Here is an 18,851-nt window from a genome sequence, read left to right on the forward strand (position 1 = left end):
CCCTTTATTCCTTAGTCCGCTTGGATTGGACTTCGTTTGTTTAGTAGCGATTTCAATCGCCGAGTGACTTTCCAGCCAAATCTAGATTAAAATTTGTATAGTTTTTTAAACTAAACAAAGCAAGTTATGGCAATCAAGAAAGGCAGTATAGTTCGCGCTGTACGCGAAAAATTGGAAAACAGTCTAGAAGCCAAAGCCAGCGACCAGCGCTTTTCCTCGTATATATTTGAAACAAAGGGCGAAGTGATGGATGTTCGCGGCGACTATGCCTTCGTCAAATTTGGCAAAGTTCCCACCCCCAATATTTGGCTGCGGGTAGACCAACTCGAAGATTTTAAGTAACTCACCACAACTAAACCTCACTGTTCTTAATGTAGCGAAGGGTGCACACCGCGCACCTTTCCCCAATTAAGCTGATTGCTAAAATCTAAAATCTAAAATCTAAAATCTAAAACCCAATGAATTCTCCATCAAACCGCGTATCAATTATTGGTGCAGGCAAAGTCGGCAGTACGTTAGCCCAGCGAATTGCTGAGAAAAATCTGGCAGATGTAGTATTGCTAGATATTGTGGAGGGTTGGCCGCAAGGCGTTGCTTTGGATTTGATGGAAGCCAGGGGAGTGGAACGCCACGATCGCCAAATTGTCGGTACAAATGATTATACAGATACGGCAAACTCAAATATCATAGTAATTGCCGCCGGAGTGCCGCGCAAACCCGGTATCAATCGGGAAGATTTAATTAAAATCAATGCTCGAATTGTCACCGAAGCCACAAAACAGGCGATCGAGCATTCTCCCGAAGCAATCTTAATCACAGTCACAAATCCCCTAGATATCATGACTTATTTAGCTTGGGAAGCTGCGGATTTGCCAAAACACCGAGTCATGGGTATGGGGGGAGTTCTCGACTCCGCCCGCTTTCAAACTTTTATTGCCATGGAATTGGGCGTTTCAATTGCTGAAATCAATGCAACTGTCATCGGTTCTCACGGCGATTTGATGGTTCCTTTGCCCCGCTATTCTACTGTCAACGGTATTCCCATCAATCAACTTATGGATGCTGGGGCGATCGATCGACTCGTACAGCGGACTCGCCACGGTGGCGCAGAAATTGTAAAATTGATGAAGACTGGTAGTGCTTATTTTGCACCCGCATCTGCTGTGTGTTTGATGGTAGAATCTATTTTATTTAATCAGTCCCGACTCTTGCCTTGCTGCGTTTATTTGCACGGCGAATACGGCGTGCAAGATATCTTTTTAGGAGTGCCCTGCCGCTTGGGAACTCAGGGAGTCGAACAATTAGTGGAACTCGAACTCAGCGATACTGAAAGAGCAGCCTTTATCGAGTCGGGCAAATTGGTTGCCCAAAATATTGAGGAAGCGAAGGCAATACTGAAAACTGCTTCTTAAGCTTGTAGCAATTCGTTTAGCACAGCCGCCTGCTCGCCACTTCAATATAATAATTTATATTGAGTATGACAGTGCGATCGCTCTTTCCTAAGTTGGATTCTAGGATTTAAACCTCGCTTTGATAAATATTATTAATCATGCTTGTTAGGCTGTATTTCACAAGCATAAAATGGGTAGCAAAGAACCGATATATAAACACAACATTGTAGTCTCGCAAATGTGGTAATAGAGCAAAAATTGGCAAAAGCAGTTAAATTTTTATTCGCGACAATGGCATCGAAATTTCTCTCAAAATTTAAGCAATAATCTTCCATGTTTTCTTGACTAAACCACCAAGCAGTTGGTTTTGGGTTATCTCTCACACGCGATAGTATTGCAGAACCACACGGTTGCACTTTAAAGGTAGAAAGCGAAATGGGACTTTATACCAAATTTATCCTTTTGGCGTTAATAATAAAAAGGTGACAATTTCAACTGCAGGCGAGCCAAAAAAATGTCAAAATTAGTCAGAGACGCTGGGAGCATCTCATATTTGTAAAAACACTTCTTCTGGCTTCTTCCTTCTGACTCTTTCCCCGCAGCAAGAGAGCCTCGCAGCAAGAGAGTCTCAAAACTCCAATTTCTAGCTTGCCTGCTTTCATTGAGATGCTCCCTAGACGCTCCTCCCGATCGCGCAATGGAACCGGGTTTCTTCGTTCCACTTTCGGAGTTTCCCTGAATTAATTACGTTAAGAAACCGGGTTGATGTTTAAGTTTTGTTAGCATTATTCTCAATAATTGACATTTAATGAAGTAGCAAATTATGCCACTTTTTCAGTAAATATACGGCAGCTAAGATGGTCGATTGACCTCCAAATCTCGAAAAAATACGGAAATGCAGTGTGAGTAGCTGCTAAGTGCTAGCAGAAGGAGGAGAATAGGTTCTTTGCCTTTTTGAGTTACCAGACTCAACTTGCAGAGCGCTATTGAGATGCCATCAACCTCGATACCAAAACGCAAAATAACTAAATAAAAAGCATTATGTTTCATGAATACCTGTATCACGAAGTCTGCAACCTGCGCGAGAAACTAGCTCATCTAGAAAGAGAAACGCAGTCTCAAACCTGGTTCAAAAAGCTGCAAGCGCTGATGGGAGTTATTAGCAAAATTCGTGAATCCCTAGACTTAGAAACAATATTCAAAATCACAGCCACCGAAGTTCGGCAACTCCTAAATGCCGATCGAGTCGCCGTCTATCGCTTCTTTCCCGAATCCGAATTGAACGAGGGCGAAGTAGTCTCCGAAGACGTACTGCCCCAATACAGCCCATCTTTGGGAACCAAAATCCGCGACTACTGCTTCGGCGAACAATTTGCAGCCAAATACACCAAAGGATACGTTCAAGCAGTCACGGACATCTACAAAGCGCGCTTGAGCCCTTGTCACCTCAAAATCCTCAAGCGGTTTCAAATCCGAGCCAACTTAGTCGTACCGCTGCTGCAAGGGCAACATTTGTGGGGATTGCTGTGCATTCACTCCTGCGGTCAACCCCGCCAGTGGCAAGAAGACGAAATCGAATTTGCCAGACAAGTAGGCGACCATTTAGCAGTTGCCATCTACCAAGCCGAACTACACTTGCAAACCCAGAGGCAAATAGCAGAAATCGAATCCACGCAGCAGAAACTCCGCGACAGCGAGCAAAAATATCACCAAATTCTCGATTCGATCGGCGATATGGTATTAGTCAAAGGCCCCAAATCCAAAATTGTTTGGGCAAATCAAGCATTCCGCGATTATTACGGCATGACTCAAGAGGAACTTCAAGACATCGTAGACGCACCTTTCGCCGATCCCGACAATACTCTCCAGTACGTCAGAGATGACGCCTTCGTATTTGACACCGGACAGACTCTGCAAATTTCGGAAGAACCGGTGACGCGCTACGACTCAGAAGTGCGGCTGTTCAGCACCGTCAAAACCCCGATCCGCAACGCAGACGGCGAAATCGTCATGACTGTCGGCGTCTCCCGCGACATGACGGAACGCAAAGCCGCAGAAGAAGCCGTCAAAGCCAGCGAAAGCAAATACCGCAGCCTGGTAGAAACCTCGCAAGACATGATTTGGTCGGTCGATGCGATCGGGCGCTACACCTTCGTCAACCCAGCAGTTAAGTACATCTACGGTTACGAACCAGAAGAAATGATCGGTCGCCCGTTCTCCGACTTTGTGACACCAGAACAAAACCAGAAAGATTTAGAAGTGTTCGCCCGCCTGTTGGCCGGAGAATCACTTTTCCAGTACGAAACCACCCAAATTGCCAAAGACGGCAGCATGAAACATTTGATGTTTAACGCCATCACCCTGTACGACGAAACCGGAAACTTCCTAGGCACCACTGGTACAGCCGCCGACATTACCGATCGCAAGCGAGCAGAAGCAGCCTTACAACACGCCAACGCAGAACTAGAGCGTAGAGTAGAAGCACGCACGGCCGAACTGCGACAGACTTTTGCCGCCCTCAGTGCCAGCGAAGCCAGGTTCCGGACGATCGCGGCCACCATCCCCGGAGCTCTGTTCCAATTTTGCAGCAGCCAGGGAGTTTGGCGCATTGACTACATGAGCGATCGCATCTTCGATATTACCGGCGTCACAGCAGCAGAAATGATGCGAGACATTACCTGCTTAATTTCCCGCGTCCACCCCGAAGACTTGGAAGGCTACATCGCTTCGGTGAACGAGACCATAGAAAACCTATCCCCCTGGCACTACGAAGGGCGGTTAGTCAAGCCCGACGGTGAGATTCGCTGGTGGCAGGGCGACTCCATGCCTACCCGCAGCGAGAACGGCGAAATCGTATTTTGCGGTGTCCTGCTCGACATCACCGATCGCAAAGTTGCCGAAACCGCCATCCGCCACAGCCAGCGGCAGCTACAAGAAGCCCAGAGACTCGCCCACGTCGGCAATTGGGAACTCGACGCAGCCACCGAAACCCTCACTTGGTCGGAAGAACTTTTCCGCATCTTCGGGCTCGAACCGGCCCCCATCGCGCCCAACATAGCCGAACAGGTAGCTCTGATTCATCCAGAAGATTTGGAATTGTGGCAAACTCAAGTGCAGCGGGGACTCGCAACAGGCATCCCTTTTGATTTTGACTTTCGCCTTTACCGTCCCGACGGCATCTTGCGACACGTGAACGCCGTGGGCAGAGCCGAAACCGATGTTAACGGCAAGGTGCTAAAACTGTTCGGTACGGTGCTCGATATTACCGATCGCAAAGCCGCCGAAGCAGCACTAAGGCAAGCAGCAGTCGAGTTAGAAGACAGAGTGAGCGATCGCACGGCCGAACTTTCCCAAGCAGTCACGCAATTAGAACAAGAAATTGGCGATCGCAAACAGGCAGAAGCAGCGCTGCAAGTTTCCGAGCAAAACCTGCGAACCATATTTAACAATGTCTACGATGCTATCTTGATTCACGATTTAGAAGGAAATATTCTCGATGTCAATAATCGAATGTTAGAAATGTACGGAGTTACCAGTGAGCAAGCAACAAAATTATCAATTAAAAACCACTATTCAAGTGGCGACAATCCCATTGAAAAAATGGAAGAACTTTGGGAAAGAGTATTAGCCGGCGAAACACCCCGCGTGGAATGGAAAGCGAGGCGTCCCAACGACGGTTCAACTTTTGATGCAGAAATTGCCCTGTCCAGAATTCATCTCAACGGTAATCTCAGCATCATTGCCAACATCCGAGATATTAGCGATCGCAAACAGGCAGAAGCAGAACTCCAACACGCCCAACAGTTTATGGAGTCCGTACTCAAAACCATACCCGTAGGAGTAGTTGCTAAGGATGCTCAAGAACTGCGGTTTGTGCTGTGGAACCCGGCCGCCGAAGAGTTGCTCGGTTTCAGTGCAGCAGAAGTTATGGGTAAAAATGATTACGACTTTTTCCCAACAGAACAAGCTGATTTTTTCACCGCCAAAGACCGGGAAGTGCTCAACAGCGGGCAAATTGTAGACATCGCCGAGGAAGAGATTGAAACGAGCCAAGGAGAAACGCGGATATTTCATACCAAGAAAACAGCAATACTCGATGCTGATGGCAAACCGCAATATCTATTAGCTGTCACCGAAGACATTACCGATCGCAAGCGTGGAGAAATTGCCTTGAGGCGATCGGAAGCCCGACTCAGACAGCAGGCCGATCGAGAAAAATTGCTCAACAACCTCACGACTCAAATCCGCAATTCCCTCGATTTCGACAGCATTATTGCTGTCGCCGTCCAAGAAATTCGGGCTTTCATGCAGATCGATCGGTGCTATTTTTCCTGGTACCGCAGCGAACAAGAAGAGGCTTTTTGGGAAATTATTCAAGAATCTCGCAGAAGAGAACTTCCCAATTTAATAGGTTGCTATAAAGCTTCTGACTTCGGCACTATAGGAGAACAGATGTTGCGTCTAGAAACGCTACAAATCGATGATGTCGGAGCGATCGCAGACCCTGTTTGGAGACGGTCTCTTAACTCTATGGGCTACCAATCTGTGTTGGCAATTCCGATGCAGGCACTTTCGGGAGTAGTGAGCGTTGTTACCTGCGCCCACTCCGCTGCTGTGCGACCCTGGAGTGAGGGCGAAGTAGAATTATTGCAAGCGGTTACAGTTCAATTGGCGATCGCTCTCAACCAAGCCGATCTTTACGCCCAAACTCGCAATAAAGCTCTCGAATTAGAACAAACATTGCAGAAATTAACCAGCACTCAATCGCAGTTAATTCAAAATGAAAAAATGTCAAGTCTCGGTCAACTTGTGGCAGGAGTTGCCCACGAAATCAACAACCCAGTTAACTTTATTTACGGCAATCTCAGCCACGCCAACGACTATACCCAAGACTTGCTACACCTGATCGAACTTTACCAAAATCACTATCCCGATCCAGTCCCAGAAATTCAAGAGGAAGTAGACAATATTGAACTCGACTTTCTGATGAAAGACTTGCCAAAGTTGCTTTCTTCAATGAAAGTTGGTGCAGACAGAATTCAACAAATTGTTGCTTCTCTCCGCACATTTTCCCGCATGGACGAAGCGGAAATGAAAGCAGTCAACATCCACGACGGCATAGATAGCACTCTGATGATTTTGCAGCACCGGCTCAAAGCTAAACACAACCATCCAGAAATTGAGGTAATTAAAGAATACGCTCAACTGCCCTTAGTAGAATGTTATGCCGGACAGTTAAATCAAGTATTTATGAACATCTTGAGCAATGCTGTGGATGCTTTGGAAGAACGGGATCTGCGCCGTTCTGCTGAGGAAATGCGGCAAAAGCCCAGCAACATCCGCATCCGCACTGAAATATCGCCAGCGGGCAAAGTAATCATTCGGATTGCTGACAACGGGCCGGGAATACCGGAGACTGTCGGCACTCGGCTTTTTGACCCGTTTTTTACCACTAAACCTGTGGGTAAAGGCACTGGGATGGGCTTGTCAATTAGCTATCAAATTGTTACAGACAGACACAACGGGTCGCTCAAATGCACTTCTTCGCCGGGACAGGGTACAGAATTGGCGATCGAGATTCCCCTCAAAGCTAATTGTTAATGAGGAATTGGTAAGTTGTAATTGGCAATTGGCAATTGCGAAAGCGTTACTTTGCGTCAGTTTGGTAATTATTTTCAACCATCTAAAATCCGCTAGCCTCGTCGGGCGTAAAATTTAGTCAACAATCAGTAATCACGGACGGTACAACCGGAATTGATATCATTCATATGCGTAAATCTGTGTTTGTCTGCCCTGATCTGCTGTTTTAAAAAGATAATTCCTTAACCGCAGATGACAATTGATTAACGCGGATTCACGCAGAGGTCGAGAATAGAGATAGGAAGAATTCCGATGCTAACAGATTTGATATCATCACCTACAATCTAATTTTGATGCGCCATTTATTCCCTGGTGCATCAGTTTTGAAATTGTGAGTTTGTAGCAAAAATGTCTTCACAGGGTGACGCATCATTTTCCAATCAGTCCCTCACTCAGTCTATAATTGCTCTATTACCGAGATTGATCAGTATTTCTGTCACTGCGAAACTGTCCAAAGGTTTAGAAAACCAATATCCCTGAGCTAATTCGCAGTTTAGTTCTCGAAGCTGTGCTAACTGTTCGCCTGTCTCTACACCTTCGGCGATCGCATTTAATCCCAAATTGTGAGCCAAAGTTACGATCGCCCGCACAATCTGCAAAGGCTGACCCCCGTCGTCACCATTTTCGACAGCCCCCAAGCGGCTCACAAAAGATCGATCGATCTTCAGTGTATCCAGCGGAAAACGGTGCAAGTAACTCAAAGACGAATAGCCAGTACCGAAATCATCGATCGACAATCGAATATTTCTACTTTTTAATTGGGCTAGCACAATATTGGCTTTCTTCACATTTTCCACGATCGCGCTTTCAGTAATCTCCAACTTTAAACAACTTGGATCGCAGCCAGCTTCTGCTAAAATGTCATCTATTTCCTCGATTAAATTCGGCATACCTAACTGTTTAGGAGAGAGATTGACGCTCATTGTTAATTGCGAAGGAGCAATAATTGGTAATTTCAAATTCGGAATTGGTACCTGGGAACTTGTACTGAACGTAGCCGAAGTATTGGTAATTGGTAATTGGGAATTGGTAATAGAGGAGTGAAAATCGCTAATCGGGAATTGGTAACTGGGAATTGGTAATTTTTTACCGATTATTTCTTCCCTGTGACCAATACTGGGGCTACGGTCAGTAAAAGTTCCGTGTTCCTCATTCCCTGTATCCGTTACATCAGTTACATCCCCTACTTTGCCCGTTACCCTCTTCCCTCTTTTTACCCGGAGCGAAGTCGAAGCGCCTGTTTCCTTCTGGTTACGCTGAGCGACTTGCCCAGAGTGAAGCAGAAGGGAGTCGAAGGGCCTTGTTCCGACTTCCATTGGACTTCTTCCCTGTTCCTCGGTTAACATTTCTTGCCAAATACGCAATTGCTGACAAGCTTGCCGCAGCACCCAGGCCCCCAGAGGCACGATCAAACCTGTTTCTTCAGCTACAGGGATAAAAGTAGACGGCGGAACTAGACCCCGAACAGGGTGGTGCCAGCGCACCAAGGCCTCAAAACCTTCGATCGCACCGCTGGCGATCGAAACAATCGGTTGGTAGTGCACGATAAAGTGCGAACATTGATCTTTTGTCTCCCCTAATTCCTCTTTGCCCAAAATAGCCAACCGCAGGTCAGTTTCTAACTGCAACAGCGACATAGTTTGGTCGTGCATCGCCAAATTAAACACCTCGTGGCGGGCCTTGCCCAAAGCTTTAGCGCGGTACATAGCGATGTCAGCATCGCGTAGGAATTCTTCCGGGTGAGTGTACGAATTCGATTCGCCACTGTCGGTGGCTTCGCCTCGACTGAAAACAATGCCAATGCTAGCAGTGGTAAATACTTCGTGTCCTTCCAGATGAAACGGCTTCGTCAGTTCTGTTTGGATCTTTTTAGCTGCGAGGGTGGCATCGCTGAGGCTGGGAATGTGGTCTAGCAGGATGGTGAATTCGTCTCCCCCCAGCCGGGCGACGGTATCAGAAGCCCGGACACAGGTTTGCAGCCGCTCCGCAAGGGCAATTAGCAGTTTGTCTCCTAAAACGTGTCCTAAAGAATCATTAACTACTTTGAAGCGGTCTAAATCTAGGAAAAGTAAACCAAATTTGTAATCGGGGGACTGATTGGATCGGCGGATGGCTTGTCCTAGCCTGTCGATGAACAAAACGCGGTTGGGCAAACCCGTCAGCGCATCGTGAAAAGCGCCGTGCAGCAGTTGCCGTTCTACTCGCTTGCGCTCGGTGACATCTCGGATAATAATCTGGGCAGCAGTCGAGCCTTGATAAGTAGCGGGGATGCCGGCAACTTCAACGTCTATTATTTGTCCGTCGAGCCGCATCAGTTTTTGTTCGGCCAGGTCGATCGGCTGATTTTCTGTCTCGACTAGCCGAATGCGCTCTCTGGCTGTTTCCACATAGTTTGGATGAACGAAATGCAATACCGGAAAGCCGATTAGCGCCTCGGGAGAACTCGCACCCAAGAGTTTCGCGCCCGCAGCATTGATGTAGGCGATTTTCCCTTGACTGTGAACGGCGATCGCTTCGGGAGATAGTTCTACTAAACGGCGATAGCGTTCTTCACTTTCTTTGAGAGATACTATCAACTCGCATCGCTCTTTTTCTGCTTGCTGGCGTTCGACTTCCATTTGGTGAACCGCCAGGATTTTACCAATACTTTGAGCCATCAATTCTATGATTTCTATTTCCTCGTACTTGAATTTTCTTTTTTTTATTTCTCGCGAACTAAAACTTAATGTACCGTAAGTTTTATTGTTAACAAATATCGGAGTTCCGATGTAAGATTCCGACTGACAGTTCTGATAAGCAGGATGTTCGCGCATCTCAATATCTCCTCCTATATGAGAATACGCAACTGTTTTATTAAGTTTAATGACTGCCGCGCAGTAAGTATCGCTGAGGTTCAATTCTAAGCCTCGCACGAAGTATTGTAAATCTGTTTTAGCTGCTCGGACAATAAAAGTCTCGCTGTCTACTTCAGCCATGATGCCCATAGAAAGTCCAAACATCAAACAGCCTGCTGTTAGATAATCGTCAACCAGTTCTTCAAAGTTTTGATAATGATAAGTGGTAATCCGGTGCAAGTGTTTGAGATTAGCGCTAAAAGCTGCTAAAGCTTGAGAATTTAAAAATAATTCTTCTTCCGAGCGCTGGCGATCGGTAATGTCTGTTTGCACTCCAATAAAGTGGGTTAAGTGTCGCCGCGAGTTGTAAACCGGAGCGATCGACAGTTCGTGCCAAAAAGGCGTGCCGTCTTTCCGAAAGTTGCGTAATATAACTTGAGATTCTCTGCCTTCTTCAATCGCAATTCGCAATTGTTTGGCAGCGGGGGTGTCAGTGTCTGTCCCCTGCAAAAATCGGCAATTTTTCCCCATTAACTCGTCTCTGCTATAACCAGTAATCCGCTCAAAACTGGGATTTACATAAATAATCGGATTATCTGCAACGGTTGCGTCGGTGATGGCAATGCCGTTGCTGCAACTTTCGATCGCCCGTTCCATCATTTGTAAGCGCTCTTGCGATAGAATGCGCTCGATCGCCGCAGCTAAAACGTTGGCGATCGCTTCTACAAAATAAACGTCATCTTGACTGAAAACCCGCCTTTGGCTGGTATGAACCCCCAAAATGCCCCAGGCCGGCGAGGAGGAACTGTTTGTTGGCTCTGCTTGTCCCCAGTTCCTCCCCAGTCCTCGATTGCCGGGAATGATCACAGTGACGCCGCTGACAGCCCGGTGGTTGTGCAGCAGCGGCAACTCGCTAAAGCGCGTTTCCACCCGCAAATCTTCGACGATTGTCGGTTCGCCCACTCGCAATGTGTAACCTGCTTGCGATCGGGCAGAAGCAGTAACAGTAGCGCTGCCGACGAGGCCCGGCTGCCAGCCAACCCCCGCTCGCAGCATAAAAGCATGACCAAAGGGCAACAGTTCTAACACCTGGCAATAATCAACGTCCAGGGTTTGAGCAATTAAAACCGCAGCTTTGTCCATCAGTGCGGACAAATCTGTTTCGGCTAGGGCCTGCTGCCCCAAGTAAGCGACGGCCGCTTGCTGGCGGGCCCGCGAGTGGATTGACGTGAGCAATTCCTGCTCCTTGGCGGCCGCTCGCTTCCGATCCGTAATGTCGCTGAACACCGACAGAACAGCTTTCCCTGACACCAATGTCAGATACCGCATCGATACACTTGCCCAAAACAGCGTGCCGTCAGCTTTTTTAAGCCGGACTTCTGTCTCGCGGACGTGTCCGTTGCGGGCGAGCCGCACCATCAGTTCCTGGCGCTCTGCGGGGTTGTGGTAGAGCATTTCAGCTTTTTGGCGGTCGATCGACTTAAATCCTGTGAACCCGAAAGCCTGACGACATAAATCGTTACTATAAAGAATTGTGCTGTCCGCCAGACTGCTCACGATCAGGGGTATTGGCATCGAGTTGGCGATCGTCAGCAGTAATTCTTTGGCTCCTTGCAGCTCTTTGTACAAGTCTGGCTTGGAGGCCCAGCCGTGACAGTCTTCAGACTTTTCAGGGATAAAACTTTCCATTGTTTAATCGATCCATTAGCAGGACAACTTTTTTAAACTTGTGGTAAATGACGATTTCAGACGCAAAGCATTGGTAACAACTGAAGACTTAATTTCATTTGTCAATCAGTAAGATTACTCAAAAAAACTGCTTTTCTAGGAGTAGAAAATTCGCGATTTGGGAGTGGGTGGGCATAAATATGGCGCTTGGCATGATTCCTCGATCGCGCCCATCTGAGTTTTGTAACCACAATCCGAGTAAATTTTGAGCATAATTGCTGATTGACAAATGCTTCCCTAGCTTTAGTTGTCAGGGATGGATGCAGAGGACGATCGACAGTAGCCCACAACACATTAATCTTAACCAGAACTATGCAACTGAACGCCCCTAAACTGCTCGGCTGAAGTTTGATACCCTGCTCTTCCGTTAAAGACCACATCTGTCTTTGGTATGACAATCTACTGTTTTTAAAGTTGCGTTAAGTTTTGATGTATGGCGAGGTACTTTACCCAATGTGCAGCGGAAGCTCCTAATCTAAAAAGTAAAGTCACCTACTTGCCAACCACCGAATACTATCCGAGGAGAGAGGAGAAATGCTTGAATCATACCGCCGTACCATTGCCGAACGGGCCCATGAGGGAATTCCACCGCTGCCGCTAGACGCCCAGCAAACGTCGGAACTGTGTGAACTGCTGAAAAATCCGCCGGCTGGAGAAGAAGAAACCTTAATAGAATTATTGCGCGATCGCGTCCCGCCCGGAGTAGACAGCGCCGCCTACGTCAAAGCTGGTTTTCTAACGGGCATTGCTAAAGGCGAAATCCACAGCCCCCTAATTGCTCCCAAATGGGCAGTTTACCTGCTGGGGACAATGATGGGCGGTTACAACGTCCAATCTTTAATCGATTTGCTCAACCCCACTGCCGAAAGCGCCATTCCCGCCACCGCCGCCCGGGCACTGAGCAAAACGTTGTTAGTATTCGACGCTTTCCACGATATTCTGACTTTATCCGATACCAATCCCTACGCCAAGCAGGTAGTCGATTCTTGGGCGGATGCCGAGTGGTTTACAGGCCGTCCTGTATTGCCAGAAGCGATTACCGTTACAGTCTTCAAAGTTCCTGGAGAAACTAATACTGACGACTTGTCCCCTGCACCTCATGCTACCACGCGGCCGGACATTCCCCTACACGCTTTGGCGATGCTGGAAAGTAAGATGCCAGGAGCTTTGCAAACCATTGCAGACTTGAAGCAAAAAGGTCATCCCGTAGCCTATGTTGGTGATGTTGTGGGTACCGGTTCGTCGCGGAAATCGGCGATTAATTCCGTGCTCTGGCATATTGGCAATGATATTCCGTTTGTGCCGAACAAGCGCAGTGGCGGTTATATTTTAGGAAGTGCGATCGCCCCGATATTCTTCAATACCGCTGAAGATTCCGGCGCATTGCCGATCGAATGTGATGTCTCCACAATGGAAACAGGAATGGTAATTACCATCCATCCCTACAAAGGCGAAATCACCAACGAAGCCGGAGAAATTATCTCCACATTCACCCTCAAACCCGACACAATTCTAGACGAAGTTCGCGCCGGCGGCCGAATTCCGCTATTAATTGGACGAACTTTAACCGACAAAACTCGCGCAGCTTTAGGACTAGAACCTAGCACTATTTTTACCCGTCCTACAATCCCAGTAGATACGGGCAAAGGCTTCACTTTAGCACAAAAAATGGTAGGCAAAGCTTGCGGTTTGTCCGGCGTTCGTCCCGGTACATCTTGCGAACCAGTAATGACAACAGTCGGCTCGCAAGATACCACCGGGCCGATGACTCGGGACGAATTAAAAGAACTTGCTTGTTTGGGATTTAGCGCCGATTTGGTTATTCAAAGTTTCTGCCACACCGCGGCTTATCCCAAGCCAGTTGATGTCAAAACTCACCATGAATTGCCCGATTTCATGGCAGAGCGCGCCGGCATAGCTTTGCGCCCCGGAGACGGCATTATTCACTCTTGGCTGAACCGAATGTTATTGCCAGATACAGTGGGAACTGGCGGCGATTCTCACACTCGTTTTCCTTTGGGAATTTCCTTTCCTGCGGGTTCGGGATTGGTGGCATTTGCTGCGGCCTTGGGTGTCATGCCTTTGGATATGCCGGAATCAGTTTTAGTGCGGTTTAAAGGTGAATTGCAGCCCGGAGTAACGCTGCGGGATGTTGTGAATGCAATTCCCTATGTAGCAATTCAAAAAGGTTTGCTGACAGTCTCGAAACAGAACAAGAAAAACATCTTTTCTGGGCGGATTATGGAGATTGAAGGTTTGCCCGATTTGAAGGTCGAGCAGGCTTTTGAATTGACCGATGCGTCGGCCGAGCGTTCTTGCGCTGGATGCACGATTAAATTGAGCGTGGAGACTGTTTCTGAGTACATTCGCTCCAATGTCGCGCTGCTGAAAAACATGGTGGCGCGGGGGTATCAAGATGCGCGGACTATGATGCGCCGGGTGGCGAAGATGGAGGAATGGCTGGCAAATCCGGTGCTGATGGAGGCGGATGCTGATGCGGAATACGTTGAAATCATCGAAATCGATCTGAACGAGATTACAGAACCAATTGTGGCTGCTCCCAATGACCCGGATAATGTTAAGTTGTTGAGTGAGGTTGCGGGCGATCGGGTTGACGAAGTATTTGTCGGTTCCTGCATGACAAATATCGGTCACTACCGCGCCACAGCGAAGGTGTTGGAAGGTGCAGGGGAAGTGAAAACTCGCCTGTGGATTTGTCCGCCAACTCGGATGGACGAACAGCAACTCAAAGAAGAAGGTTATTACAGCATTTTTGGAGCCGCTGGAGCGCGTACAGAAATGCCCGGTTGCAGTCTTTGTATGGGCAATCAAGCGCGGGTTAAAGATGCGACAACGGTGTTTTCAACTTCTACTCGCAACTTTAACAACCGCATGGGCAAAGATGCACAAGTTTATCTCGGTTCGGCGGAATTGGCGGCCGTTTGTTCGCTGTTAGGTCGCATTCCTACAGTCCAAGAATACAATGACATTGTGTCGAAGAGAATCGATCCTTTTGCGGGTGATTTGTATCGGTATTTGAATTTCGATCAAATTGCAGGTTTTGAGGATGAAGGCAGAGTTATTGCTTTGGAAGATATGCCTCGCATTGAGGACATTTTGGGGATTCCTGATGGTGTGTTGAGCAAGTAAAAAGTGTGGCGGGCAATTGCCCGCCTTTTATTTATAATATGAGTAAACGAGAGAAAGGAAAAAAGTAATTATGTCAGAACAAGTTTTAAGCAGCGAAAGTCAAGGAACAGTAAAATCCGCGCCCGAAACTCCTACGGTTGAAGACAAAGAGAGCGATCGCCCCTTAAGCCAGCCCATAGCAGAATTTCTCCGCGTTATTCAGCAAACTCCCAGAGAATATTGGCCGAATTTACTTCAGATGATGCGCTTATTTCTGGAAACGGTGACAGTAAAGCCCGTATGGTCCGAGCCTCCCCAGACATCTGAGAAAATAGACATTACTAAACTGTCGCTGGAGGAACGGATACAAAGAAATCAAGGTGCAATTGAATTAATCAATTCATGGATTGAGGAGGGAGATGAACAAGAACAAACAGAAACCGCTGAATATCTCCGTAAAGCTTTAGATGAAGACCGCCTTTCTAATCGGCCATTATTCCCATGAGTAGAGTAATAATTCTCGACTCTGGCCCATTAGGAATGGTAACAAACCCTAAAGCATCCTCTGCTGAAATTCAAGAGTGCAAAGTTTGGCTAAACTCTTTAATGCGGAGGGGCGAAATAATAATTCTGCCTGAAATTGCTGACTACGAAGTGCGACGGGAGTTGATCCGCGCAGGTAAATTAGCAGGTATTCAACGGCTTGATGAATTGAAATTACAACTTACATACCGTCCTTTGACTACAGAAGTAATGCTTTTGGCCGCTCAGTTGTGGGCGCAAGCGAGAATGAGAGGAAGACCAACCGCAGAAGCCAATGCACTTGACGGGGATGTGATTTTGGCGGCGCAAGCAATATTGGAGGCAAGTGAAGGCCATGAGGTGGTAATTGCTACAACAAATGTGGGGCATTTGTCGCAATTTGTTGATTCTCGCGAGTGGCGACTAATTGAGTAATGTTTAAATCCATCGCACTTAGCCAATCCCTGCTATACTTTGAACTACAGATATTTTTACAGACACCGTTGGCGAGATAAACAGGATGGTGGAAACAGTGGAGACAAGCGAAAAAATTGACGATCGCACACAAACCCGCTACTGGGGTCAAGTTACAGTCATAGACGCGGGCGATCGTTATAAGATCAATCGCATTGAAGTCAAGCCGGGGCATCACATCAGCACCCAAATGCACTATCACCGCAGCGAGCACTGGGTTGTCGTCTCCGGTACCGCTAAAGTTATCTGCGACGACAAAGAGACGATTCTCATGCAGAAACAGTCAACCTACGTTCCCATGAATACTGCTCACCGCGTAGAAAATCCAGGCGTTATTCCCCTAGTGATGATTGAAATCCAAAATGGTGAATACCTCGGCGATGATGACATTATCCGCTTCGCCCAAGATGCTCACGAGGCAGATTGATCCTAGATCCAAATATGAACCAATCGCAGACGCCAGGGAAAAGCTTCGCACACCGAACAATGACCTATGCTACGCAGCGACCGGAAACAAGAGAAGTCCTACAATTAAAACTGTAGGGGCAATTTCAGAATTGCCCCTACCTTATTATATTAACTTTGTTAAGCACCAGAATTTGATATAGCAAGTGGCGATCGTCCTACGGCAAAGAAGCGTTTTTCAAATCTACATTTGCCATATTGGCATTCTTTAAATTAGCACCTGTCAAGTCCGAACCGTTCAAATTTGCACCGTTCAAATTTGCATTGGTCAAATTTGCATCCCGCAAGTTGACTCCCTGTACGTCTATTCCCGACAAACTGCCACCTCTGAGGCTGACATTCGCTAAATTCGCTACAGACTGGCGAGCATTTTTCAGGTTTGCACCCGCCAAATTGGCGCTTTCTAAATTAGCGCCGATTAAATTAGCGCTGGTGAGGTTGGTATTTTTCAAAGTGGCAATCACTAAACCCGCCAGACTTAGATTAGCGCGACTCAAATCAGCACCCTCCAAATTGGCCCCGTGCATTTTAGCCCCAATTAAACTCGCACCTTGCAATTTAGCTTGTTTCAGATTTGCTTCGTTCAGTTTGGCTTCGTCCAAATTTGCACCATTCAAATTTGCACCTCTGAGATTCGCACCGCTCAAATCTGCCCCGCTCAGATCAATACCAGCAAGCTGCGCTCCTGTCAAGTCACATTGGCTACATTTTTTAGTTTCTAATAATTGTTTGACTTGTGATACGTTTTCGGCCTTTACTCCCGATGCCAAACCCATCGCAATTAGCAGCCCTGTTGTTGTTAAAATTCCAAGTTTCATATACCCACCCTCAGCAATATCTCTCTTTTAATAATATCCCACATCATTAAAGAGGTTAGGGTGATCAGTCTCTTTGATAAACTGTGACAATCATCACCCTATTGTGCACAAACTATGCAATAATTATTGACGTTTCAACTCCTAGAAATTCTTGTAAAGAATTATTGCTTTTTCAGGAACCAAAAAGGAAAAGATTGCGTCGGTTCGAGACGGACGCCAGTGATGCTGTTCTGAGCAAAAGTATAGTCTTTATCCTGCCAAAGAGGGATGAAAGGTACATCTTGACCCAGTATGTCTTGAATTTCGGCAAACAGGGCTTTGCGGGTTTCAGGATTTGGTTCTTTTCGTTGCTTGTCGATCAGTTCATTTACCCGATCGCTATAATAAAACGAACCCTGACCTTGACTAGCACCTTTTTCACAGCCCCCAGCCGCCGAACCCGTGGCACAATCCAAAAACGGCTGAATGTAATTGTCGGCATCGAAAAAGTCGGCGTACCAATCCACTAAAACCGCAGGGTAAATTCCCTTCTCTATGTTTTGAAACAAAGTCGGAGATTCAACGCTGTTAATTTCTACCTGCATTATCCCGTCCATTTTGAGTTTAGCTTGCGCCTCGATCGTACTCGCCACTAAAGCTCGTTTTGTGGAAGCTGAAGGATACCAAAGTTGCAGAACAAAAGGATTGGCCGCCGAGTATCCCGCTTTCGTTAAAAGTTCCTTAGCCTTTGCACTGTTGGCATCGCCGTACAGTTCTTTAAAAACCGGTTTTTGAACGTCGAAGGTTGTGGGAATCAGGCTGTAAAGCGGTTGTGCTTGTCCCCGCAGTACGCGCTCATTAATCAGGGGGCGATCCATCGCTGCTGCGATCGCCTGTCTCACTTCTAACTTATCCAGCGGTTTAGACTTGGTATTCAGCGTCATGTAACTAACTGTACTGCTTTCCCCCGCGATTTCCTGCCATTTCCCTTGTTTTGCTCCCTCGCCCAAGCTTTGAACTTGGTCTGCATCCAGAGACAAATAAGCGACATCAACTGCACCAGTCCGAAAACTATTGAACAAATTTGAGGAACTAGAAAGCAGCAAAAGGTCAATTCCTTGATTAACTGGTTTTTCGCCCCAATACTTGTCAAACACGTCAAACTTGAGAGAATCGCTGCCATACGTCGCCAACTTGTAGCGTCCCGTTCCCACAAACGTATCTGGTTTAAATTTACCCTCCCCAATCTCGTAGGCTTTTGGAGAAACTGCACAACTACCAGCAAATGTCAACATGGAAGGAAAAGCAGCAAAAGGCTTTTTCAGTTGAAAAGTTAATTCGTATTCGCCCGTCGCTTTCACAGATTCTACGGCATCGCCCAACAAGAAAGCCGGACGACCGCCATTTTTGATAAAACGCTGCAAGGAGAACTCCATTGCTGCGGCGTTAAACGGTGTGTCGTCGTGAAAAATCACACCTTGACGCAAGGGGATTGTATATGTCAATCCATCTTGGCTAACTTTTGGCATTGCTGTCGCTAAATGGGGGATTAACTCAGTAGTCCCCGACTTGTAAGTATAGAGAGTGTCGCCCAAATTTTGCAGCAGTTGCCCTGATATAATTTCGTAAGCGTCTGCAGGGTCGATCGTCCGCAATTTCAAAGTTGTGCCAATAGTAACGCGGTTATTGGCATTTTCGCCGCTCGCAGTCACCGATCGACGTGATCCCTGTCCACAACTTGCAGTTAACAAGCAGCACAGAAAGAACAGAGCTATCGCTTTAATCACTGAAGGTTTTATATGTATTCTAGGCTGCTGCTTGTTAATTCCCATCGTCTTTTTTTGACACTCCAAATTATTGATTATATTATC

General features: G+C 47.0%; 10 protein-coding genes. 7 read left to right on the forward strand and 3 right to left on the reverse strand.

Annotated features, from left to right (window positions below; genetic code table 11):
- Positions 1 to 126: 126 nt before the first annotated feature.
- The 3 genes from QUA43_RS05945 (at position 127) to QUA43_RS05955 (ending at position 6,992) form a co-directional block, all read left to right on the forward strand.
- Entirely contained in the window at positions 127 to 342 is a 216-nt protein-coding gene (locus QUA43_RS05945; RefSeq protein ID WP_015178120.1) for an NAD(P)H-quinone oxidoreductase subunit O, read from the forward strand.
- Between the two features lie 116 nt (positions 343 to 458).
- Positions 459 to 1,412, forward strand: a complete 954-nt coding sequence (mdh, locus tag QUA43_RS05950) for a malate dehydrogenase (protein WP_333371865.1) — start codon at positions 459 to 461, stop codon at positions 1,410 to 1,412.
- Positions 1,413 to 2,432: 1,020 nt separating this feature from the next.
- Positions 2,433 to 6,992 (forward strand): PAS domain S-box protein, encoded by a 4,560-nt coding sequence (locus tag QUA43_RS05955; RefSeq protein WP_333371867.1) that lies wholly within the window; start codon positions 2,433 to 2,435, stop codon positions 6,990 to 6,992.
- A 431-nt stretch (positions 6,993 to 7,423) separates the two neighbouring features.
- Here QUA43_RS05955 and QUA43_RS05960 read toward each other — a convergent pair whose 3' ends face one another.
- On the reverse strand, positions 7,424 to 11,554 hold the full coding sequence (locus tag QUA43_RS05960) for an EAL domain-containing protein (RefSeq protein ID WP_333371869.1): 4,131 nt from the start codon (positions 11,552 to 11,554) through the stop codon (positions 7,424 to 7,426).
- A gap of 573 nt (positions 11,555 to 12,127) precedes the next feature.
- Between QUA43_RS05960 and acnB the strand changes: the two genes are divergently transcribed.
- The 4 genes from acnB to QUA43_RS05980 all read left to right on the forward strand — a co-directional run bounded on the left by acnB (position 12,128) and on the right by QUA43_RS05980 (position 16,145).
- Entirely contained in the window at positions 12,128 to 14,743 is a 2,616-nt protein-coding gene (acnB, locus tag QUA43_RS05965) for a bifunctional aconitate hydratase 2/2-methylisocitrate dehydratase (RefSeq protein ID WP_333371871.1), read from the forward strand.
- A gap of 70 nt (positions 14,744 to 14,813) precedes the next feature.
- Positions 14,814 to 15,227 (forward strand): hypothetical protein, encoded by a 414-nt coding sequence (locus tag QUA43_RS05970; RefSeq protein WP_333371873.1) that lies wholly within the window; start codon positions 14,814 to 14,816, stop codon positions 15,225 to 15,227.
- Positions 15,224 to 15,679 carry a nucleic acid-binding protein gene (locus QUA43_RS05975; RefSeq protein WP_333371875.1) on the forward strand — a complete coding sequence of 152 codons (456 nt, stop codon included), beginning with the start codon at positions 15,224 to 15,226 and terminating at the stop codon, positions 15,677 to 15,679. Before QUA43_RS05970 ends, QUA43_RS05975 begins: the two co-directional genes overlap by 4 nt.
- Before the next feature lie 85 nt (positions 15,680 to 15,764).
- Positions 15,765 to 16,145, forward strand: a complete 381-nt coding sequence (locus tag QUA43_RS05980) for a cupin domain-containing protein (protein ID WP_445242800.1) — start codon at positions 15,765 to 15,767, stop codon at positions 16,143 to 16,145.
- Between the two features lie 196 nt (positions 16,146 to 16,341).
- Here QUA43_RS05980 and QUA43_RS05985 read toward each other — a convergent pair whose 3' ends face one another.
- Positions 16,342 to 17,001 carry a pentapeptide repeat-containing protein gene (locus QUA43_RS05985; protein ID WP_333371877.1) on the reverse strand — a complete coding sequence of 220 codons (660 nt, stop codon included), beginning with the start codon at positions 16,999 to 17,001 and terminating at the stop codon, positions 16,342 to 16,344.
- A 161-nt stretch (positions 17,002 to 17,162) separates the two neighbouring features.
- Positions 17,163 to 18,812, reverse strand: coding sequence for an ABC transporter substrate-binding protein (locus QUA43_RS05990; protein WP_333371879.1), 1,650 nt, complete (start codon positions 18,810 to 18,812; stop codon positions 17,163 to 17,165).
- Between the last annotated feature and the right edge of the window lie 39 nt (positions 18,813 to 18,851).

The organism is Microcoleus sp. N9_B4 (assembly GCF_036701635.1).
In the GTDB taxonomy this organism is placed as follows: Bacteria; Cyanobacteriota; Cyanobacteriia; order Cyanobacteriales; family Microcoleaceae; genus Microcoleus.

Coding starts and splice junctions, on each gene's coding strand:
- QUA43_RS05945 (WP_015178120.1), top strand. CDS start 127: ATGGCAATCAAGAAAGGCAGTATAGTTCGCGCTGTACGCGAAAAATTG.
- mdh (WP_333371865.1), top strand. CDS start 459: ATGAATTCTCCATCAAACCGCGTATCAATTATTGGTGCAGGCAAAGTC.
- QUA43_RS05955 (WP_333371867.1), top strand. CDS start 2,433: ATGTTTCATGAATACCTGTATCACGAAGTCTGCAACCTGCGCGAGAAA.
- QUA43_RS05960 (WP_333371869.1), bottom strand. CDS start 11,554: ATGGAAAGTTTTATCCCTGAAAAGTCTGAAGACTGTCACGGCTGGGCC.
- acnB (WP_333371871.1), top strand. CDS start 12,128: ATGCTTGAATCATACCGCCGTACCATTGCCGAACGGGCCCATGAGGGA.
- QUA43_RS05970 (WP_333371873.1), top strand. CDS start 14,814: ATGTCAGAACAAGTTTTAAGCAGCGAAAGTCAAGGAACAGTAAAATCC.
- QUA43_RS05975 (WP_333371875.1), top strand. CDS start 15,224: ATGAGTAGAGTAATAATTCTCGACTCTGGCCCATTAGGAATGGTAACA.
- QUA43_RS05980 (WP_445242800.1), top strand. CDS start 15,765: ATGGTGGAAACAGTGGAGACAAGCGAAAAAATTGACGATCGCACACAA.
- QUA43_RS05985 (WP_333371877.1), bottom strand. CDS start 17,001: ATGAAACTTGGAATTTTAACAACAACAGGGCTGCTAATTGCGATGGGT.
- QUA43_RS05990 (WP_333371879.1), bottom strand. CDS start 18,812: ATGGGAATTAACAAGCAGCAGCCTAGAATACATATAAAACCTTCAGTG.